This is a genomic window from Microbulbifer sp. YPW16 (assembly GCF_021290385.1).
GTDB lineage: Bacteria > Pseudomonadota > Gammaproteobacteria > Pseudomonadales > Cellvibrionaceae > Microbulbifer > Microbulbifer zhoushanensis.
In genome coordinates this window covers 112,865-135,314 of the sequence record NZ_CP089928.1, presented here as the reverse complement: position 1 = coordinate 135,314, position 22,450 = coordinate 112,865, and the positions used below count along the sequence as shown (strand labels likewise).

Here is a 22,450-nt window from a genome sequence, read left to right as displayed (position 1 = left end):
TTTACCCCGAGGGAACTATATGACCCGTGGCAGACCGGTTGGTCCCCTGCCGGCGACGGGGCCCATGCCCCTAGAGGAAAATCTCCCGCGCCCGCTGCGGGGACACGACGGTACGACCGGCTTCCTCCGCCAAATTAACCAGCGCCTCGATCAACGGGCCATTGCCACTGGTACGCGAGCCATCCGAGAGGTAGAAAGTATCCTCCACCCCACTGCGCAGGTGGCCGCCAAGTTCGGCGGTCTTGCGGTGCAGTGCCCAGATTTCCTGGCGCCCGATCACCGTACTCTGCCACAGGGTTCCTTCATGCATGTATCGCGTTAATAGTTGCAGCAGGTCCGGGTCCGCGGGCATGCCCGAGGCGACTCCCATCACCAGGTTATAGTTGGGCTGCTCGACCATACCTACATCGCTGAACATACCAACAGAGCGGACAATGCCCACATCAAAGCACTCGAACTCCGGCCGTGTGCCGGTCTCGCGGCAGACCTCCAGTAACTCCTCAATTTTCTCCACCGTGTTCTCGAACAACATCGGCGGCCAGGCCCAGGTGCCATTCGAACGGGCTTTCAGGTAATTGAGGCTGCCGGCATTGCAGGCGGCAATTTCCGGCCGCCCGGCACGAATGCAGTCCAGCGCGCCCTGCTGGTCCCGACCGATGGTGCCGGTGCTGAAGTTGAGGATTACGCCCGGACAGGCATGGCGAATCGCCTCGGCAATGGCCACGGCCACCTGGGGATCCCAGCTGGGCAGGTGTCCCATACCCGGTTCCTGGGAACGGAAATGCACATGCATCACCGACGCCCCGGCATCGAAGGCCTCGCGGGCAGAGGCAGCCATTTCTTCCGGCGTGACCGGTACCGGGTGCTGCTGGGGATTGGTGAGCACGCCGGTCAGGGCACAGGTAATGACAACTTCATCGGACATGGGCAGGACTCCTGAATTATCTTTATTGGAACCCGGGCCCGGGGCAAGCACCTCGCCATCCCGGGGCATAGTGGAATTCGCGCCGCAGGCCGCAATCCGGGCCGGCTGGAACAGAACACAAACCAAGCAATTGCTTGGTTTGTCAGGCTACCACAGGCCGCCGGGCCGGCAAAGCCGACTTGTACACGGCCTGGCGGCTCGGCAGAATGCGCGCCATAAGTCGGGCAAGCAGCCCCGAAATAAACAGCGGTAGAATGGAGACCAATTCATGAGCGAGCAGCCCAACGGCATTACCGCCGCACCCTACGGCAGCTGGAAATCTGCCGTTACCGCCGACCTCCTGGTAAAGGGCAGCGTGCGACTCGGTGAAGCAAGCCTGGTAGACGGCCGCTATTACTGGCTGGAATCCCGCCCGGCAGAAAAGGGGCGCTCGGTCCTGGTCCAGCACTGCCCGGAGCATGGTACCCGGGATATCACCCCTGCCCCGCTCAGTGTCCGCTCCAAGGCGCATGAATATGGCGGCGCCAGCTACCTGGTTGCAGGGGACCAGGTGTACTTTGTGCTCGCAACGGACCAGCGCATTTACCGGATGCCGCTGGAGGGTGGCGAGCCACAGCCTCTCACACCGGATGATCCCTGCCGCTACGCAGATTTTTCCCTGGACCAGCACCACAATCGCCTGGTCTGTATCCAGGAGGACTACCGCCCATGTGAAGGCGGCGATGAACCAGTGGCACGCATTGTGGCTGTCCCACTGGGGGAAACTGCCACGCAGGGTGAACCCGATGTGCTGGTAGAGGGAGCTGACTTCTACTCCAACCCCCGGCTCAGCCCGGACGGCCAGCGGCTCAGTTTCCTGCGCTGGTTCCATCCCAATATGCCCTGGGATGGAACCGAGCTTTGCCTGGCAAACCTGGATGAAGACGGCATTCCCGGAAATATCGAAGTCATTGCCGGCGGCGCGGAGGAATCAATCTTCCAGCCCCAGTGGTCCCCCGGGGGTGAACTGTTCTATGTTTCTGATCGCAGTAACTGGTGGAATATCTATCGTCGCGGCGACGATAAACCGATATGGGAGAAGGACGCCGAGTTCGCCACGCCGCAGTGGGTCTTTGGTATGTCCACTTACAGTTTCCTGACCAGTGACTCGATACTCTGTACCTACACCGAAGAGGGTCGCTGGCAGCTCGGGCGCATTGACCTGGAAGGCGGGGGTCATGAGCGAATCGAGCAACCTTACTGCGATATCGAGAGCCTGCACTGCGAGAGCCATAAGGCGGTATTCATCGCCGCATCCCCCGGCGATTTTTCCTCAGTAGTCGCTTTTGACGACCACTCCGGGCAACTCACCAAGATCGCCCGCAGCAATAGCGCAGGGCTGCCCGCAAACAATTTCTCCCAGGCCCAGGCTATCCAGTACCCGGTGGGCGACCGGAACGTATTTGCCTTCTATTACGCGCCGCAGAACCCGGACTACACCGGTCCCGGGGACGAGTTGCCACCGCTGCTAGTCCTCAGCCACGGTGGTCCCACCGGGGCCACCTCAGCCGGGCTAAACCTGAAAATACAGTACTGGACCAGTCGCGGGTTTGCCGTACTGGACGTCAATTACTCCGGCAGCACCGGCTATGGCCGCGCCTACCGCGACCGCCTCAAGGATGGCTGGGGCGTGCTGGATGTAGAGGATGTCTGTGCCGGGGCGGAATACCTGGTTGCGAAGGGCCTTGCGGATCCGCAGCGGCTCCTGGTCAAGGGCAGCAGTGCCGGGGGCTATACCGTGCTGGCCGCCCTCACTTTCCATCACACTTTCAAGGCCGGCGCCAGCCTTTATGGCGTCGGCGACCTCACCACGCTTGCCCGCGACACCCATAAATTCGAATCCCGCTACCTGGACAAGCTGGTGGGTCCGTGGCCCGCTGCGGAAGCGCTGTACCGTGCACGCTCGCCGATCAATCACGTGGAGCAACTCAACTGCCCGGTGATTGTATTCCAGGGGATGGAAGACAAAGTGGTGCCGCCCAACCAGGCCGAAGCGATGGTCGATGCCCTGCGTCAGCAGGGTATTCCCGTGGCCTACATTACCTTTGCCGAGGAGGGGCACGGCTTCCGCGCCGCCGACAGTATCAAGATGGCACTGTCTGCAGAGCTGGAGTTTTACAGCCGTATTTTCGGCTTTCCGCTGGCGGAGCCCGGCCCCGGTATCGAGATCGAGAATCTCAGTCAGCAAAGTGCCAACGGATAACAGGAGCTGAATTCCAGTGGGACGATGGAGACCGCCGCGGCCCCGCGGCTCACGCTATATCACTCCCGAGGGCGCCCGCCGCATGCGCGCTGAGGTAAAGTTCCTGTGGGAAGAGGAACGGCCGCGCGTAACCAATGCCGTGAGTGAAGCTGCCAAACTGGGCGATCGTTCCGAGAATGCGGATTACATTTACGGCAAGAAACGCCTGCGGGAAATCGACAGCCGGGTAAGGTTTCTCACCAAGCGCCTGGAAGAAATCACGGTGGTGGACCGTATCCCGGAAGAGCGCGACAAGGTGTTTTTCGGGGCCTGGGTCACCATTGAGGATGACAAGGGCAACACCAGTACCTATCGCATTGTGGGCCCGGACGAATTCAATGTGAAAGAGGGACTGATCTCCATGGACTCGCCGGTAGCCCGCGCGCTGCTGGGCAAGCGACTGGACGACGAGGTGGATATTCGCATTGAGGAGCAGTGGGTAACCTATTACGTCCTGGAAATCCGATACGAGGAAGCTGCCGACTGAATGACCGTCGTTTACTCCCGGCGGCAGTAAAAAACCTGCCTCATCATTAATTCACGGCACTATCAAATAAACGGTAGCCGGCAGTGGATCCAGCTCAGCCGATTCCTGGTTCTCTCCGGCCGTGAAACTTCCTGGAGTTCGCCCGGGTTCTTCCCGGCGATTACCACATACCTCACTTCGCATGCGCCCCCCTGCAATTTTAAGGGGAACCCCAATTGATCAATTACTAACCACTTCGTTTGCAGGGTATGCAAAAGCGAAATCAATCTGTATCATTTTGCGCCAATTGCGTCGCGCATATGGGGTGTGCGGCTGGCGAAAAGCGCTGCATAAAATTTGTTCACCAAAAAGACAGGGAGTTTCGGGTCGCCATGAGGCGACCATTAGGTCATTGAAGGCTGCAGGTGCATAGCGGACATAACACGCAGCGCGGCTCCGCGAAATGTATAAAAAATAGCCACCAGAAGTGATTCCAATGATGTCTCCCTGTATTCGCACTCTGCTGTTGATGGTCTCTATTTGCCTGCTGTCCGCCTGTAGTGGTGGCGGCGGTGGCGATGACTCCCCTTCCAGCCCGCCCGGCTCCAGTTCCACTGACAATGGCAGCTCCGGTGACAGTGGTGGCAGCAACGGCGGCGATAGCGGTGGTTCCGGCAATACCGGTACAACCGGCCTGCTTCCCGGAGACTATGTCTCCGTCGGCAACTGCGTACCCTTCGAGGGCAGCGAAAACGCCGAGCTGAAGATATTTTTCCTCAATATCAACGACGCACCGTATTTTGACGAGCTGGTCAACAATGCGGTTTACGAGCAATTCCAGGCGATTCCCCCATTCAGCGAATACTTCAGCCACCTGGCTTTCTACCAGCTGGATGTCGGCAGTGGCGAGGACTTCAACTGCAAGGGCACCAACCAGGGCCTCAACGGCGGTGACCTCCTCCAGTGCGACGACGAAAAAATCCACCAGGAAATCCTGGCCCAGTGCGATGTCAGTGACATCAATGGGCTGATCAAGGTGGCGTTCGCGGACTCTCCCAACGGCGGCTCGGCCGGCGAAGTAATTTACGTGGGATCGAACTCGAACCTGGACCAGGAGACAGTGCTGGAAAAACAGACCAATACCGTAATCCACGAAGTGGGCCACAACTTCGGGCTGGCGGACTTCTACGGTGGAGGCATCAACAAGAACGGCGATGCCGTGGAAGGCTGGCCCAGCGAGCGCTCGCGGGAATGGCGCAACCTGGACGGTCCCGGCTGCTCCAAATGGTGCAATTCTTTCAAACCGGCTTCCGAGTACACGCAGTCCGAGACTTCCGTCTGCCCCACCCTCACTACCCGTGACCAGTGTGTCAGCCACAACCGGCTCGAGGACGGGGACTGCACCAAAGACGAGAACGGGGTTTACCAGTGCTGCGCCTGGTCGGAAACCCCGGACGACTACTTCGGCTCCAACTGCGCGCCAGTCTGGGGGACCGAGGATATCGGCCTGGACTGCGAAGCCGGCGCCGGCTGCTTCTATGGCGGGGCATACGGCAATAATTCCTGGCGCCCGGTGAAATCCTGGGAAGACAGCATCATGTACGGACCGGACGATTCCACCGCCTTTGACAGTGTTTCCGAGCGCGAACTCAGGAAGGCGCTGACCTGCTGTGCTTCCTCCGAGGACGGGACCGCAGCCTGTGAGGATTTCCGCGAGGAGTATGCGGATTTCCTGGCCAATGAACAGCTCTGGAAGCAACGCCTGGGCTCCTGTGGCGTGGGTTCCGCCGGCTGAGCCACGGCTGCAGAATGCACATTCAATACGGGTCCCCGGCTTCTTTTCTTTGTTGAGCCGGCGGCCCGATCCGCGCGGCGCCCACACGGATAGACTAGAGTTCCCCCATCTCGCCAGCGGGGAAACAGGTCACAATGGAATCGAGGCAAAAGCCGTATCGCACGGCCGGAACCTGCAGCAGGCGCCAGTTTCTCCGGGGCCTGGGCGTCGGCCTGTTTACCACCGGTATCAATGGGGCGCTGCCCCTGGCCTCCTGGGCGCTCGCTTCACCCCGCAACCTGCATGGCGGGATCGGGGATTACCATCCGCAGGACTATTTTGACCTGGCGCTGCGATATACCCCCCTGGGTATCGACGGTCGCTACGGCACAGCCACTGCCATCAACGGCACCGTCCCCGGCCCTTTGATCCGCTGGCGCGAGGGCGATACCGTGACAATGGATGTCACCAACCACCTCGATGGAACAAAGCACGCTTCCATTCACTGGCACGGGATCCTGGTACCTTTCCGCATGGATGGTGTGCCCGGGGTGAACTTCAATGGGATCCAACCGGGCGAGACCTACCGCTATCGATTCCCGGTGGTACAGGCGGGCACCTACTGGTACCACAGCCACTCACGTTTTCAGGAGCAGACCGGCACCTATGGCCCGCTGGTGATTGACCCGAAGGACGGTGAGCCCTTCCACTACGACCGCGACCATGTAATCGTCCTTTCAGACTGGGCGTTTACCGATCCCGAGTCCCTGTTCCGCAATATCAATCTCAACCCCGAACACTACATCTACTACAAGCGCACCGTGTTCGACTATCTGCATGAGGTGCGGGAAAAAGGCTTTGCAGAAGCCAATGCCGAACTGCTGCCATTTCGCAGGATGAACATGAGCCCCCGCGATCTCTCCAACGTCACCGGGTATATCTATACCTACCTGATGAACGGTCATTCGCCGGACATGAACTGGAGCGGCCAGTTCCTTCCGGGTGAGACGGTCAGGTTAAGGGTGATCAATGCCGCGGCAATGAGTAACTTCGATGTGCGCATCCCGGGCCTGGATATGGAAGTAGTGATGGCCGACGGCAAGGCAGTGCAGCCGGTACGCTGCCACGAATTCCGGATTGGTGTAGCAGAGACTTATGACGTACTCATCAGGCCGCGGGAAGCCCGCGCCTACACCCTGTTTGCCGAGTCGCTCGACCGCAGCGGCTACGCTCGCGGGACCCTTGCCCCGGAACCCGGAATGACCGCACCGGTACCGGAACTGCGACCAGTGCCGGATCGCAAGCTGGAAGATATTGGCATGGGCATGATGAAGGGCCGGTATTTCGGCGGCATGTCAGAGGCAATGAAGGAAAAGCTGCACCGCAAGCGCCTGCAAATGCAGGATGACGCCATCCCTGGACCCAATGGCCCTATGCCTTTCCTGCCCAACAGGAAAAACCCCAATGTGGCCATGGTGGTGATGAATCCGCAGCGCCGGCTCAATCAGCCCGGTATCGGCCTGGGCAACGATGGCTGGAAAGTCCTTACCTACTCTGACCTGGTTTCCGCGGAGCCCCAGCCCTACAGCGCCACGGTCGACCGCGAAATGACCATCAACATCACCGCCAATATGGAGCGGTTTATTTTCTCGCTGGATGGAAAGAAATTTACCCAACAACCCGGTCCCTACCTGTTCAGGTACAACGAAAGGCTGCGGCTGTTCATGGTCAACCACACCATGATGGAACACCCGATGCACCTTCACGGGATGTGGATGCAGCTGGAAAACGGCGAGGATAATGAACGGATACCATTCAAGCACACCATCCTGATCAAGCCGGGAGAGGTGCTGTCGGTGCTGATTACACCCATCGAAAAAGGCGATTGGGCGTTCCACTGTCACCTGCTCTACCACATGGAGGCGGGGATGTTCCAGGTGGTACGGGTTGCCTGAGCAAGCTTATGAAAAACTACCCTGCCCTGCCCCTTCTCCTGTTGCTGCCGGTGAGCTTCGCGGCAGCGTCGGAGCCCCCGAAAAATGTCCCGATCCAGGCCTCAGAGGATGGCACCGAGCCCAAACCGGAAGGCTACCGGAGCCCGCCACTGCCCCCTGAACCTGGAAAGCAGATTCGCAAGTACGCAGAAGATGCGACGGGAAAACCCCAGGGAAACTTTGGTGTTATTCCCATCCACGACAACCAGAAATTTATGCAGGTGCTGGGCAAGAGACTCGAGTACCAACGCGACGGTGATACCGAAAAGCAGCTCTGGGAAATTGATGCCTGGTATGGTGGCGACCATAACAAACTGTATCTGGAGTCCGAGGGCGAGCGGGAAGCCGGCGGCAAGACCGAGGCGGCAAAGCTCGAGGTTTTCTGGAACCACGCCATCCGCCCTTTCTGGGACTACCAGCTGGGTATACGACACGACTTCAATCCCCGCGAAAGTCGCTCGTTTCTGGCGTCGGGGCTGCAGGGAATGACACCCTATGGCTTTGAAACCGACCTGACCGGCTACATCAGCGAAGACGGCCATGTCTCCTGGCGGCTGGAGATAGAGCGGGGCTTCCACTTCAGCCAACGGGTTGTGCTGGAGCCCAGGCTGGAAACGGATTTCTCTTTCTCCGATATCCCGGCCTACAACATTGGCGAGGGATTTACCGCTATCGAGCTGGGGTTGCGCCTGCGCTACATGATTACACCCAAGTTTGCCCCCTACCTCGGTGTTTCCTGGGAACGCAAGATTGGGGAATCCGCCGACCTGGTCGAAGCTGATGGGGAGGACTCTGAATTCACCTTCGCAGTAGCCGGTGTGCGCTTCTGGTTCTGATAACTGGCCGCCGCTGCCTCCTGTGGCACAGGCTGTTGAGAGCAACGCCAGATCAGGCTGTGATGTCTATCCCGGCACCTGCTCCCCGCCGCCCCCGGGATCACCAGGCCGCCACAGGGCCCGCGGCCAGCGACTATATTAAAGGATGAACTCACCCGCGACAGATTAAGGACGCCTGCCGGACTGACGAAAAACTCACACCAGTGCATTCGCCCCATGCCGGCTGGCTTGAATGATCCGACAGCATAATCCCAATAAATGGACCCTGACTTGCAAGGAAGCCCCGGTTCCCCCGGACAGCCACTGGAGAACCCCGCCAGCAACGAGATACCCGGCGCTATTGGCTACGTCGACCTGGATAGCGCCATCGCGTTCGGTATCGCACTCAGCCTGGGGTTGCTGGTGGGCCTGCAGCGCGAGCGCACCACCGATCGCATTGGTGGCATTCGCACCTTTCCCCTGATTGCGGTATTTGGCGCCCTCGCGGCACGTATCGGCATGGTCTACCAGGCCCAGTGGCTGGTGCCCGCAGGACTCCTGAGCGTCACTATCCTGCTCATTCTCGGCAATGTTGAGCGACTCCGTGGCGAGGAGGAAACCACCGGCATTACCACGGAAATCACCGCACTGATGATCTACCTGGTGGGGGCCTATGTGATGGTGGGCGAGAAATCCATCGCCGTGGCGGTTGGTGGCACCATCGCCATACTGCTACACCTCAAGCCCAGTATGCACGCCTTTGCCCAGCACCTGCCGGAGAAAGACCTGCGTGCCATCATGCAGTTTGCGTTGATTTCCCTGATCATCCTGCCGATTCTCCCCAACCGGACCTTCGGCCCCTACGATGTACTGAATCCCTTCAAGATCTGGCTGCTTGTCGTGCTGATCGTGGGCATTGGCCTCGGCGGCTATGGCGCCTACAAGATCGTCGGCGCCCGCACCGGCACGCTGCTCAGCGGGCTTATTGGTGGCCTGATCTCCTCCACCGCCACCACGGTCAGTTACGCGCGCAGGGCGCGCAATCAGGCAACGCTGGTCAGGCTGGCAGCCCTGGTGATCCTGATTGCCTCCACCAGCATGTTCCTGCGCATGTTCGTGGAAATTGCCGTGGTTGCGCCGCGCATGGTCCTGCAACTCATCCCGCCCCTGGCGGTTATGCTGGTGGTAAGTGTCACGGTGTGCGGGCTGGGCTACCTGAGAATCGGGGCCCGGGAAGACCAGATGCCCGAGCAGACCAACCCGGCGGAACTGACCCCGGCACTGGTGTTTGGCCTGATGTATGCCCTGGTCTTACTCGCCGTCGCCGCGGCCAAGGATTATTTCGGCAACCAGGGTATCTATGTCGTGGCGTTGATTTCCGGTTTTACCGACGTGGACGCCATTACCCTGTCCACCGCCAACCTGGCCGGCAGGGGGGCACTGGAAGCCGCCACCGCCTGGCGTGCAATGATCATCGCGACACTGGCCAACCTGGTTTTCAAGGCGGGCGCTGCCGGTGCCCTGGGTGGCTGGGCGCTGTTCAGGGGGGTGCTGCTGCTGTTTACCTTACCCTTTATTACCGGCATTGCCGTGATATTCCTCTGGCCAACGGGCGCTGGTTGAGCAGGCCGGCCGCGCTGCAGGTACATGGAGGCACTCGATGGAGAGCACAGCCACTGACAGTGAGGCCATCGCGTTCCGTGCCGAGAAGCTCACCAAAACCTATGGCAGCGGTGAAGCCACTGTGCACGCCTTGCGTGGCGTTGACCTGGAAGTTCCCAGCGGGGAGATGGTGGTATTGCTGGGCCCATCCGGCAGCGGCAAGTCGACCCTGCTGAATATCCTCGGTGGACTCGATTCCCCCACTTCGGGGCGGGTGTTTTTCGGCAGGCGTGAACTGACAGCCTTCGATGACCGCCACCTGACCCTGTTTCGGCGCGAGCATGTGGGATTTGTGTTCCAGTTCTACAACCTGATTCCCAGCCTTACCGCCCGCGAGAATGTCGCCCTGGTAACCGAGATTTCAAAGAACCCCATGCGTCCGGAGGAGGCGCTGCGCCTGGTGGGCCTGGAACAGCGCATGGAACATTTCCCCGCCCAGCTATCCGGCGGGGAGCAACAGCGGGTCGCCATCGCCCGCGCAATTGCCAAACAACCCAATGTCCTATTCTGCGACGAACCCACCGGCGCGCTCGACAGTAAAACAGGAATTGTGGTGCTGGAAGCAATCGCCCGCGCCAACCGCGAGCTGGACACCACCACCATGATCATCACCCATAATGCCGGTATCGCGGACATGGCCGATCGCGTGCTTTATATGGCCGATGGCCGTATTCAGAGAAGCGAGCGCCACCCGGAACCCTGTGCACCGGACCAGCTCAGCTGGTAAGGGCCGTCTACCCCGCAGGCGCTGCCAATGCTGATAGAACTGCTCAAGCCACTGAACCGCAAACTTGTCCGCGACCTCTGGGCCATCAAGGGACAGGGCCTGGCCATTGCCATTGTGATCGGCTGTGGCGTGGGCATGTACCTGATGTCCCGGGGCATGCTGCTGTCGCTTTCCGAAACCCGCGCCGCCTACTACGAGCGCTACCGCTTTGCGGATGTGGTCGCACCGGTAAAGCGGGCCCCCAATGCACTGCTGGACGAAATCACTGCCCTGCCCGGGGTGCGCCGGGCGGAAACCCGAATCCGTGCCGGTGTGATCCTGGATGTGGAAGGCTCCAGTGCGCCGATTACCGGCGAAATCCAGTCACTGCCGGAAGTCCCCACGCCACACATCAACGACATAGTCCTGCGCCGCGGGCGCTACGTGGACCCACAACATGAGGAGGAAGTCCTGGCCCTGGACGCCTTCGCCGAAGCCCATGGACTGGGACCGGGGGACCATCTCCACGCCATCCTCAATGGCACCCGCAAGCGGCTGACCATCACCGGCATCGTGTTGTCCCCGGAATATATCTATGCGATTTCACCCGGGGAAATCGTGCCGGACAAGAAGCGCTTTGGCGTGCTGTGGATGAACCGGGAAGCCCTCGCCAATGCGTTCGACCTGGATGGCGCCTTCAACGAAGCAGTACTGCTCACTTCCGCCGGCAGTAATGAGGATGCGCTGATCGATCAATTGGACACCCTGCTGAAACGCTATGGTGCAACCGGTGCGTACGGCCGCGACCAGCAAATCTCAGACCAGTTCCTGACCAACGAAATCGACCAGCTGGAAACCATCGGGCGGATCCTGCCACCCATTTTCCTGTTGGTGGCCACCTTCCTGCTCAATGTCGTGGTTGGGCGGCTGATAGATACCGAACGCGAACAGATCGGCCTGCTCAAGGCGTTTGGCTATACCGACCGCGATGTGGCGATCCATTACCTGAAGATGATCGGTGTGATTGTGCTACTCGGGATCCTGGTCGGCATCGTGCTGGGTACCTGGCTGGGGCGCGGGCTGGCCAACATGTACCAGGACTTTTTCAAGTTTCCCTTCCTGCTGTTTCGCGCGCCCCTGCAGGTCTACCTGGTGGCGGTCGGGGTCAGCCTGCTGGTGGCCGTGGCCGGCACCTTCTCGTCGGTGCGCCGGGTCATGCAACTGGAACCCGCGGTGGCCATGGTTCCCCCGCCTCCCCCCGACTACAGCCGCTCGGCCCGCTGGATCGAGCGCCTGTCGGCATGGATCGACCAGCCCACTCGCATGATCCTGCGCCATATTTACCGCTGGCCCCGCCGGGCGGCCATGGCGGTGCTGGGCATTGGCATGTCCATGGGGTTGCTGATCGGCGCGAGTTTCTCGATGGATGCCATGATGTATATGGTGGATATCAGCTTCAATGTCATCGACCGGCAGGATGTGACCGTGAATTTCTTCGACCCACGCAACGATCGCGCCATCTACGATGTCATGCATGCGCCCGGCGTCATTACCGCGGAGCCCTTCCGCGCCATCCCGGTGGTATTGCGCAATGGCCCGCGCATGCGTCGGGAGAGCATCGTCGGTATATTGCCGGACGCACAACTGAGCCGTGTCGTGGATACCGAGCTGAAGCCCGTGGAGGTTCCGCCCGCGGGAATTGTCCTGTCGGACAAGCTTGCTGAACTGCTGCAGATCGGGCCGGGTGAGTTACTGCGGGTGGAGGTGCGCACCGGACGCCGCCCCGAACTGGATGTGCCGGTCAGTGGCGTGGTGAAGACCTACATGGGCACAGCCGCCTATATGGACCTGGCGCACCTGAATCGCCTGCTCGGGGAGGACACATCCATCAACGGCACATACCTGCTGGTAGATCCGCTGCAGACCGACGCGCTGTACCGGGAACTGAAGAACACCCCGCTGGTTGCTGGCGTCAGCCTCCAGGAACAGGCGCAGAATGCATTTTATGAAACCCTGCAGGACAGCCTCGGGACCTTTGTTTTTTTCAACACCCTGTTCGCCGGACTGATCGCCGTCGGCGTGGTCTACAACAACGCGCGCATATCCCTGTCGGAACGCGGCCGGGAACTGGCCAGCCTGCGGGTGCTGGGCCTGACCCGCGGCGAAATTTCCTACATCCTGCTGGGCGAGCTGGGGCTGCTGACAATAATCGCACTGCCACTGGGCGCCCTGCTCGGCTACCTGCTGGCGGCCACTCTGGTGATGTCTTTTGACACGGAATTATTCCGTATCCCGCTGGTAATCGGCCCATCCACCTATGGCTATGCCGCGCTGGTGGTCCTGCTCGCAGCACTCGGCTCCGGATTGCTGGTACGCCGGCGCATCGACAGGCTGGACCTGATCGCGGTCCTCAAGACACGGGAGTGATATGCGCGCAAACCTCCTGCGCCGACTGGTAATTATCGGGCTGCTGGCTGGCCTGGGGCTCTTCTTTGCCTACGCATTCCTGCCCGAGCCAGTGCCGGTGGACCTTACCCGGGTTACCCGCGGCCCCCTGGAGGTCTACGTGCGCGACGAGGGCTACACCCGGGTCCGGGATGTCTTCGTGGTTTCCGCCCCGGTGACCGGCTACCTCCTACGGGTGGAGAACGAGGTTGGTGATAACGTTACTGCCGGGGAGTCCGAGCTGGCGCAACTTCTCCCTACCCACCCGCAGTTTCTCGACGAACGCACCCGCAACCAGGCAGCGGCAGCGGTGCGCAGTGCGGAGTCAGCGCTGGAGCTGGCCCGGGCGGAACTCCGGGATGCGCGAGCACAACTCAATTTCGCGCAGGCTGATGCGCGGCGCGCCCGGGCCCTGATCAAGAAAGACCATATCTCGAGAGTGGAACTGGAGCGGATAGAACTGGCCCTCGACAGTGCCGAAGCGGCGGTGGACACTGCCGAAGCCGCTGAGAATGTTCGCCGTAGCGAGCTGGAAAGCGCTCGCGCTGCCCTGATTGAACCACGGCAGGGCAAGCCGGTCAGCCCCGAGGATATTGTCAGGGTCAAGGCCCCGGTGAGTGGCCGGGTGCTGCAGGTGCGGCAGGAAAGTGAAAACGTGGTGAATGCCGGGACGCCCCTGCTGGAAATCGGCAACCCGGCCCAGCTGGAGATAGTAGTCGACCTGCTTTCCAGGGATGCGGTCCAGGTCGAAGCGGGGGATTATGTCCGTATGACCAGCTGGGGCGGCGCAAAGCCCCTGAATGGCAAGGTCCGCCTGGTGGAGCCGTTTGGTTTTACCAAGATTTCTGCCCTGGGTATCGAGGAGCAGCGCGTCAATGTCATCATCGACTTCACCGACCCGCGGGAAAGCTGGCAGCGACTCGGGCATGGCTACCGCGTAGACGCGGCGGTGCGCATCTGGCGTGGCGAGGATATCCTGCAGGTGCCTACCGGTGCTCTCTTCCGGTACCAGGGTGAGTGGGCTGTGTTCCGGGTAATCAACGACCGCGCCGAGCGGGTGGTCGTCGCAATCGGGCACAACAATGGCCAGCAGGCACAAGTGCTCGATGGGCTCAGCGAAGGAGAGACACTGGTACTGCATCCCAGCGAACGGATCGAGGACGGCGTGGAGGTGGAAGCCCGGCATCTGTAATCGCCTGCATTGTTGCCCCCCTTGGTTTCGCTCCGGGCCCACAGATTGCCCGGTAACGCGCCATATGCCAGACTTGCCGGACCAGCGTTGGGGAGAACAATAATGATCAACTGGACTCATGCTGTAATCAGCGGGGCCGGCAGTGGACTGGGCCTGGGCATTGCCCTGCGCCTCCTGCGCCGGGGTACCAGTGTTTCCGTGCTCGACCTGAAACTGCCCGACCAGGCAGGGGAGCAGCTACGGGATGCCGCCGAACAGGGCAACTGCCGCTGGCAATTTTTCCAGGCCGATGTCACCCACCAGGAAACTCTGCAGACCGCAACCGAACAGGCGGTGGCAGCATTCGGCAACCCGCAGCTCGCACTCAATTCTGCGGGTATTGTCGTCAACCGGGCATTCCCCGACCTTTCTCCAGAAGAATTCCACCGTGTGGTGGACGTCAACCTGAATGGCAGCTTCCACTTTGCCAGCGCCGTGCTGCCCCACCTGCAACCCGGTTCCCGCCTGGCCCTGGTAGCCTCCCTTGCCGGCCTCACCAGCAACTACGGCTACGCCGCCTACGGCGCATCCAAATTCGGCGTGGTGGGGCTGGCCACTACCCTCAGGTTCGAATACCAGCCACTGGGCATCGGCGTCAGCTGTATCTGCCCGGCAGAGGTGCGCACGCCGATGGTGGAAAAGGAGAAGCTGGACGGCAACCCGGTGTCGATGGAATTGCGCAAGGTCGCCGGTTCCCTTGATGTGGATACCGCCTGCGACGAGATACTGGCGGGACTGGACCGGGGCAAGTGGCAGATTATCCCGGGCACCAGGGGCAAGCTCACCGCATTCGCCAACCGGGTGTTCCCGCGGCTGTTTTACCGGATATGCAGCATGGTGCTGGTGCGGGTGTTGCGCAGGCAGTCCTCGACGCTACAGGAATCGGGTTAGCGGAAGGAAAAGTTCCCTGTAGGAGCGGCCATGGGCCGCTTCTACAGGGTGACATATCAGAACGAACGCCGACGGTACTTGCGGTAACCGGGGTACCAGAAATTGCGCTCGATGGAGGCACTCAGCTTCTCCTCGCTCACAACCGGCGCCACGCCATCTTCCTGGGCCTGCTGGCCCACCTTCAGGGCAATATACCTGGTGATCTCGCGAATGTTGGAAAGGGCCGGCAGCAACGCACCTTCACCGGTTTTGGCCACCGGTGCGTTTTCAGCCAGGGCGTTGGAGGCCGCCATCAGCATACCGTCGGTCACCCGTGAGGCACCGGCGGCGATAACACCCAGGCCAACCCCCGGAAATATATAGACGTTATTGCACTGGGCGATCCGGTACGAATGTCCATCCAGCTCCACCGGCTCGAAGGGGCTGCCGGTGGCCACCATGGCCTCGCCCCGGGTCCAGGTGAGGATTTCCTTCGGGCTGGCCTCGGCGCGGGATGTGGGATTCGACAGTGGCATCACCAGCGGCCGCGGGCAGCCTGCATGGAGCGCCTCGATCACTTCCTGGGAAAACAGGCCACCCTGCCCCGAAACACCAATCAGGATGGTGGGCTTGACCGCCTGCACCAGCTGCAGCAGGTCCCACTCGCTTACACCTGGGTATTTGGCCGGATCCTGGGCGAGGCGTGACTGGAAGCCGTGCAGGCCTTTCATATCACTGGTTACCAGGCCGTAGCGATCGAACATCAGCAGGTTTTCGCGGGCCCTGGATTCATTCGTTCCCTCGTCCACCATGGCCTTGACCACCTGCTCGGCGATACCACAACCGGCCGAGCCGGCCCCCACGACCAGCACACGCTGGTCGCTCAGGCTCTCGCCACGGGCCTTGCAGGCTGCCAGCATGGTTCCCAGGGCAACCGCAGCGGTCCCCTGGATATCATCGTTGAAGCAGCACAGCTCATCGCGATACTTCTCCAGCAACGGCATGGCATTGGTCTGGGCAAAATCCTCGAACTGGACCAGCACCTTGGGCCAGCGCCGCTTACACGCCGCAATAAATTCGGCCACAAACTCATCGTACTCCTCCTGCGACACACGCTCGTGGCGCCAGCCCATATACATGGGGTCATTCAGCAGGGTGCGGTTGTTGGTCCCCACATCCAGGGTCACCGGCAGGGTGTAAGCCGGGCTGATGCCTCCACAGGCGGTATACAGGGACAGCTTGCCGATGGGGATACCCATACCGCCAATGCCCTGGTCGCCCAGCCCCAGGATCCGCTCACCGTCAGTGACGACGATTACCTTCACATTGTCCTTGGTGGCACTGCGCAGGATGTCATCCATATACTCGCGGTCCGGGTAGGACACAAACAGGCCGCGGTGGTTGCGGTAAATATTGGAGAACTCCTCACAGGCCTTGCCCACCGTCGGGGTGTAGATGATCGGCAGCATCTCCTCGATATGCTCCTCGATCAGGCGGAAAAACAGGGTCTCATTGTCATCCTGGATAGCGCGCAGATAGATATGCCGCTCCAGGTCGGAGTTGCACTGCTGGTACTGGTGATAAGCGCGGCGCGCCTGTTCCTCGATGGTCTCTACATTGTTCGGCAGCAGCCCCACCAGGTTAAATTCCAGCCGCTCTTTCAGGGTAAAGGCGCTGCCCTTGTTCAGCAGGGGCATCTCCAGCAGGGACGGACCGGCGTGGGGAATATAGAGGGGGCGTTTATCTTCGTTGGTCATCGACTCGGTATTTCTTGGAAGTATATCGAACTGCCGCCGGCCATTCGCACCGGCACGCAGCATTCATTGTTCGGGAATCAGGTAAAGGTGCTGCACCGCCAACCGGCGTGAACAGAGCCCTTGCTGCAGTCACAAAAACACTGGTTTTCCAGCCTGAAACGGGCTGTCACCGCACGTGACCGTGCGGGCGGAGAGCCTAACGCGGCGCGCTCAGGATAACAACTCTCCGGGCTCATCCAGGACCGACGACTGGGCAATCCCCTCCACCTCTACCGTGAGGTGGAACACCTGCGGGCAGCGCGCCTTGAGTTCCGATTCCAGTTCGTCGATCACCCGCTCGGTGCGCTCCAGCGTGGCCTGGACCACCGCGCGGTCCTGGGCGTAGGCCCGGACCGCTTCAGTGCGCCGATGCTCGGGCACCCGCTCCAGCAGTGCTTTTTCGTGGGCCTGGATGCGCTCACGCATATCCCTTACCAGCACTTCCTCGCGCAGTTCCACCTCGGCTACCACCACCACGTGGGTCTCGTCGACAATCACCGAGCGCAGGTCATGGAAGCGCTCGATATCCCGGCGCCCCCGGCAGATCTCCGCAAAAGCCTTCTCGGCATCCACATCACGGATACTGGTGAGGAAACGCATATTGATTGCGCCCAGGAAGATCGCCGTCAGGCCCAGCATCACGGCGATGGCCACCGAGAACCAGATATCCCAGATCTTGTCACCCGTTACCTGGGCCAGGCCGATACCGGTGGCAGCAAGAATTACACCGGTCACCGCGATTGAGTCCTCCAGCAAGACCGCGATCAATGTGGGATCGTCGGCTTCCCGCAGGAAACGGAAAGGGTTGGTGGCCCCCCGGGCACGCATCTGCGCGCGGAACTCCTTCGCCGCCACTAACAGCACATAGGCCTCGAGCACCAGGGCAATAAACAGCACCACGGCGGAGATCCAGATTGGGGCAATTTCCACGCCCAGGATCGACACCACGGTCGGCCGCTCTGAAACATGCAGCTGGTGGTAGGCATGCCAGGCGTGGGCCAGCCCCAGGCCACAGCCGATGGAAAACAGGCCAATGGCGCTCCACAGGTTCCAGAGGTACTTTTTCTGGCCGTGGCCGAAGGCGTAATTCTCGTCGGCCGGCCGGCCACCACGCAACAGACCGATCATCAGGAACACCTGGTTGAGTGTGTCCATCAGGCTGTGTACCGCTTCATTCATCATTGCGGCCGAATGTGTTGCAAGGGCTGCAAATCCTTTCAGTACGGTGATGATGCCATTGACGCAGATGGCATAGAAAACCGCTTTCTTGGAGCCTTGGGCCATTGGTGCTTCCAGTTTTCTGCTGTTTGTTGAAGTTAATGATTTGCCTTAGCGGCATCAATGGGCGCCAATGATGAATAGCGCCGAAACCAGTGGCCGGATTTCGAGGGCACTGGCCCCCCTTTGACTCCACCGCCTCAATACAGCATATATAGTAGTTGCCATGATTGGCGGCACTCTTTCCATCCAGTAGCTCAGTGACACCCAGAATCAACTTTACTCTTGAAGGCGACCTTTTTCCCGGAGTGAAACAAGTGATCTATCTCAAGAGCCTGGTTTACAGTGCTCTGGCAACAACCATATTCGCCTTTGCACCAGCGCACGCTGCCCCCGAAGTGCCGGCAGCAATTACCACACCAGATAAGATCGACACCCGAATAGGCACCCTGGAATTCGTCAATGGGGTCCCGACCCCGGACACTGCCCGGACTGTCCGTGACACCCTGGACTTCACCCGTGCCCTGGAGGCCTTCAACAACAGCTTTCGCGGGGCATCGGCTTACGCAATTCGGGAAGGCCTGCACAGCATCGGGGCGAAGGACAACGACATCGTCATATTCTCCGAATTGATGGACTCCAATTCGCTGTTTTTGACCGCGAATGCGGACACTGTCTATTACATGGCAGTTTTGGACCTGTCGAAGGGACCACTGGTACTGGAACAGCCTTCGATGGGTCTGGGGACCATAAACGACATGTGGTTCAACTGGGTAATCGACATCGGGTTTCCCGGTCCCGATCGCGGTGCGGGTGGCAAGTATCTACTGGTTCCACCTGGATATGAGGGCTCATTGCCGGAGGGTGGCTTCTTTATCGCACACTCCAAAACCAACCACCTCCTCTACGCCGCCCGAACCTACCTGGTGGACAATGACCCCGCCCCGGCCGTGGCCAATATCCGCAAATCCCTGAAAATATACCCCTATACCCCTGGCGGCCATGGCACCAGTATCGCCACGGCACTGGAAGGCAAGGTGCGTCTTGGCAAGAATCCCCCGGTTCCCGAGACTCATTTTATCGAGGCAAGCGGAAAGAAATTCAACACAATTCCCCCGAGTGACTTCGGCTTCTTCGAAATGATTAACGCAAACCTGCAGAATGAACCTGCGGGAAGTTACGACGTGGAACTGGCGGGCCAACTGGCAGCAATCGGCATCGTCCGGGGTAAGCCTTTCAAGCCCGACGTGCGGATGAAGAAGATCCTGACCGATGCCGCCGCCGCAGGCAACGCCACTGGCCGCATTCTCAACTGGCGCTGGCCCATGGTCCACCCGGACTGGGCCTATTACCCCGATTCCATGTGGGGCAATATGTTATGGGAAGGCGGCGCCTTTTTCGAAACACCGCCGCCAAAGTTCACCAAAGACGGCATGTTCAAGCCCTTCCCTCCCACCGGTGCACGCACACTTGACTCCCGTACTGCCTTTTATTTCGCCTATACACTCGACTCGCCGGGGATGATCATGCGCATTCCCGACGTCGGCTCCCAATACCTGATGGGTTTTACGGACGCCAACGGCGAACCGTTCGACGGCGCCAAGACCTACAGGGTCACACTGCCGAAGGACATACCGGCGGGAAAATTCTGGTCGCTGACCGCCTATGACAACCAGACCCGTTCCATGCTGGCAACACCGCAGCGCTTTCCACGCGCTGGCAGCCAGTCCTATCCAACCCCGGCAGCCAAACCAGGTCGCGATGGATCAACCACTATTTACTTCGCTCCGAAGCAACCAGACGGTGTAGCAAGTGGTAACTGGATCCAGACAACCCCGGGAAAGGGCTGGTTCACTATTCTGCGGCTCTACAGCCCGCTGGAGCCCTTCTTTACCAAGGAGTGGCGCGCTGGGGAGATCGAGGAGATTAAATAGCAGGACAAGGAGGAATGGCGAGTAGCCGCACTGGCCCAGCGCCTGATGTCGGAAACCATTACATTCGCCGTCGTCTCCTCCTGTATCAGTTGACACTCCAGCCGTGGCCATCACCAATGGCTGTGTTTATCTGTGTGTCTCCGGCAATTCCCTTGGGACTACTCTGCTATTACTACTACACGGAACTCTCACGGGTAATCCGGGTAACCTTTCAATAGAACCAAGAGGCACCCCATGACCAAAATCGGCCTGCCCATCCTGCTCGCAACCATCCTCCTGGTGGGCTGCGGAGGTGACCGTGATAAGGAATCTCCCGCCGGGGAAAGCCCTGACGTCAACGGTGAACAAGAACTCGGCACAGGGGGTGACCAGATCATCGGGGAGGAATTCGGGGCGGATGACTCTGCGGAATTGGACAGCGACCCCGAATCCAATCCCTACTCCGCGAAGGGGCCGGCCGTCAAAAGTACAACAGCGGACTCTTCAACGAGTAATGGTGTCGCTGACGGCGCTGATTACCCTACCCAGGCCTACTTCGGCGACAGCCACGTACATACCGGCTGGTCGGCGGATGCAGGCATGGATGGCGCAATCCTCACTCCTGACGACGCCTATCGCTTTGCACAGGGTGAAGAGGTGAAGTCCAACAGCGGCATTGAGGCCAAGCTGCACCGGCCCTACGACTGGTTCATGATCACCGATCACTCCGATGGCATGGGTACAATCAACGAGATCATCGACGGCAACCCGGAAATGCTGAAGGACCCGACCATCAAGAAGTGGAGCGAGGCGCTCAATTCAGGGGATCCGGACCAGGCCAGTAAGGCCAAGAGTGAGCTGATCACCATGCAGTCTGAAGAGCGGCTGCCGAAGGTGTTGATGGATCCCAAATGGATGAAGTCTGCCTGGCAAAAGACCGTCGATGCGGCAGAAAAGTATTACCGGCCGGGAGAGTTCACTACCTTCATCGCCTATGAGTGGACCGTGAATGCCGATGGAGGCAACAACCTGCACCGAAATGTCATATTCCGCGATGGTGCCGACCGGACCCGCGACATCCTGCCGCTCACCACTTTTGAGACCCAGGATCCGATGAAACTGTGGGAGTGGATGCAGGCCTACGAACAGAAAAGTGGCGGCCGCGTCCTCGCCATTCCCCACAATGGTAACCTGTCCAACGGTCGCATGTTTGAGGAACAGCAGTTCGATGGCTCGCCGATGACCAGAGAATGGGCACAGATGCGGGCCAAGTATGAGCCCTTATTTGAAGTCACCCAGATCAAGGGCCAGAGTGAATCCCACCCCTCCCTGTCACCGGAAGACGAATTCGCCAACTGGGACCTCTGGGATCGCGGCAACCTGATACTGGTCCCCAAGCCCAAGGGTGCATTCAAGACCGAATACTGGCGTGAGGCACTGAAATCCGGCCTCCGGCTGCAGGCGGAACTGGGTACCAATCCCTTCCAGTATGGCGCTAATGGCGCCAGTGACACCCACACCGGCCTATCCACGACTGAGGAAGACAACTTTTTCGGCAAATTCAAGACACTGGAGCCCTCCAACAAGCAGCGCTGGAACTTTCCCCTCCTCGAGGGCAAGAGCGGGGATTTCTACGGCTGGGAACAGGCAGCCTCCGGCATTATGGGTGTATGGGCGAAAGAGAACACCCGGGAGGCCATCTGGGACGCCATGATGCGCAAGGAGACTTTTGCCACCACCGGCCCCCGGATGAAGGTACGCTTTTTCGCCAGCCACGACTTCAACAGGGAGGATGCCGGGGATGACGTTGTAGCCATCGGCTATAAAAAGGGCGTCCCCATGGGTGGCAAACTCAAGGGCGCGGAGCGCGGCCAGCCCATGACTTTCCTGGTGGCAGCGATGAAGGATCCCGAGGGCGCCAACCTTGACCGAATCCAGATCATCAAGGGTTGGGTGGACGGCAACGGCGAAACCCACGAAAAAATATACAACGTCAAGTGGTCCGGCGAGCGCAGCAAGGATGGCAGGGGAAGGATCCAGCATGTCGGTAACAGCGTTGAGCTGAAGACCGCCGGGTACAAAAATGACATCGGCGCCGAGCAACTGATCGGCTATTTTGAGGACCAGGAATTCAACCCCTTACACAAGGCGGTTTACTACGTTCGTGTCCTGGAGATCCCTACCCCGCGCTGGACGCTGTACGACAAGGTTCGCTTCGATATCGATATGGACAAGAAAGTCCCCATGGTCCACCAGGAACGCGCCTTTTCCAGCCCGATCTGGTATACGCCCTGAAGGCCCGGAAAGAGTGATGAAGGCTGCCGTGCTGAAATCACGGCAGCCTCCACCGCCCC

The 22,450-nt window shown here is 60.0% G+C and carries 15 protein-coding genes; 12 read left to right on the top strand and 3 right to left on the bottom strand.

From position 1 onward, the window contains the following. Positions 1–70: 70 nt before the first annotated feature. Entirely contained in the window at positions 71–925 is an 855-nt protein-coding gene (locus tag LVE68_RS00610; RefSeq protein ID WP_232942176.1) for a 3-keto-5-aminohexanoate cleavage protein, read from the bottom strand. Between the two features lie 268 nt (positions 926–1,193). Between LVE68_RS00610 and LVE68_RS00605 the strand changes: the two genes are divergently transcribed. From LVE68_RS00605 to LVE68_RS00560, 10 genes are all read left to right on the top strand, one after another. Further along, positions 1,194–3,167, top strand: a complete 1,974-nt coding sequence (locus LVE68_RS00605) for a S9 family peptidase (protein ID WP_232942174.1) — start codon at positions 1,194–1,196, stop codon at positions 3,165–3,167. 16 nt (positions 3,168–3,183) lie between these two features. Then, positions 3,184–3,693, top strand: coding sequence for a transcription elongation factor GreB (greB, locus tag LVE68_RS00600; protein WP_232942172.1), 510 nt, complete (start codon positions 3,184–3,186; stop codon positions 3,691–3,693). Positions 3,694–4,168: 475 nt separating this feature from the next. After that, positions 4,169–5,467 carry a hypothetical protein gene (locus tag LVE68_RS00595; RefSeq protein ID WP_232942170.1) on the top strand — a complete coding sequence of 433 codons (1,299 nt, stop codon included), beginning with the start codon at positions 4,169–4,171 and terminating at the stop codon, positions 5,465–5,467. A 134-nt stretch (positions 5,468–5,601) separates the two neighbouring features. After that, positions 5,602–7,401, top strand: a complete 1,800-nt coding sequence (locus tag LVE68_RS00590) for a copper resistance system multicopper oxidase (RefSeq protein ID WP_232942168.1) — start codon at positions 5,602–5,604, stop codon at positions 7,399–7,401. A gap of 8 nt (positions 7,402–7,409) precedes the next feature. Then, a complete protein-coding gene (locus tag LVE68_RS00585; RefSeq protein WP_232942166.1) occupies positions 7,410–8,276 on the top strand; it encodes a copper resistance protein B in 867 nt (288 codons plus the stop codon). A gap of 270 nt (positions 8,277–8,546) precedes the next feature. After that, positions 8,547–9,878, top strand: coding sequence for an MgtC/SapB family protein (locus tag LVE68_RS00580; protein WP_232942164.1), 1,332 nt, complete (start codon positions 8,547–8,549; stop codon positions 9,876–9,878). A 37-nt stretch (positions 9,879–9,915) separates the two neighbouring features. Further along, positions 9,916–10,644: an ABC transporter ATP-binding protein gene (locus tag LVE68_RS00575; RefSeq protein ID WP_232942162.1), complete on the top strand. Its 729-nt coding sequence runs from the start codon at positions 9,916–9,918 to the stop codon at positions 10,642–10,644. A 27-nt stretch (positions 10,645–10,671) separates the two neighbouring features. Beyond that, the gene (locus LVE68_RS00570; RefSeq protein WP_232942160.1) at positions 10,672–13,050 is read left to right on the top strand and encodes an ABC transporter permease; all 2,379 of its coding nucleotides are present in this window, start codon (positions 10,672–10,674) and stop codon (positions 13,048–13,050) included. A gap of 1 nt (position 13,051) precedes the next feature. Further along, positions 13,052–14,260, top strand: a complete 1,209-nt coding sequence (locus tag LVE68_RS00565; RefSeq protein WP_232942158.1) for an efflux RND transporter periplasmic adaptor subunit — start codon at positions 13,052–13,054, stop codon at positions 14,258–14,260. Positions 14,261–14,362: 102 nt separating this feature from the next. Beyond that, positions 14,363–15,190 (top strand): SDR family NAD(P)-dependent oxidoreductase, encoded by an 828-nt coding sequence (locus LVE68_RS00560; RefSeq protein WP_232942156.1) that lies wholly within the window; start codon positions 14,363–14,365, stop codon positions 15,188–15,190. Positions 15,191–15,246: 56 nt separating this feature from the next. Here LVE68_RS00560 and LVE68_RS00555 read toward each other — a convergent pair whose 3' ends face one another. Both LVE68_RS00555 and LVE68_RS00550 read right to left on the bottom strand, forming a co-directional pair. Next, the gene (locus tag LVE68_RS00555) at positions 15,247–16,926 is read right to left on the bottom strand and encodes an NAD-dependent malic enzyme (protein WP_232942154.1); all 1,680 of its coding nucleotides are present in this window, start codon (positions 16,924–16,926) and stop codon (positions 15,247–15,249) included. Between the two features lie 210 nt (positions 16,927–17,136). After that, positions 17,137–18,249, bottom strand: a complete 1,113-nt coding sequence (locus LVE68_RS00550; protein WP_232942152.1) for a cation diffusion facilitator family transporter — start codon at positions 18,247–18,249, stop codon at positions 17,137–17,139. Between the two features lie 251 nt (positions 18,250–18,500). On the opposite strand from LVE68_RS00550, the gene LVE68_RS00545 reads away from it, so the two are divergent. Together LVE68_RS00545 and LVE68_RS00540 are read left to right on the top strand one after the other, a co-directional pair. After that, entirely contained in the window at positions 18,501–20,117 is a 1,617-nt protein-coding gene (locus tag LVE68_RS00545; RefSeq protein WP_232942150.1) for a DUF1254 domain-containing protein, read from the top strand. 234 nt (positions 20,118–20,351) lie between these two features. Further along, positions 20,352–22,391, top strand: a complete 2,040-nt coding sequence (locus LVE68_RS00540; RefSeq protein ID WP_232942148.1) for a DUF3604 domain-containing protein — start codon at positions 20,352–20,354, stop codon at positions 22,389–22,391. Positions 22,392–22,450: the final 59 nt, after the last annotated feature.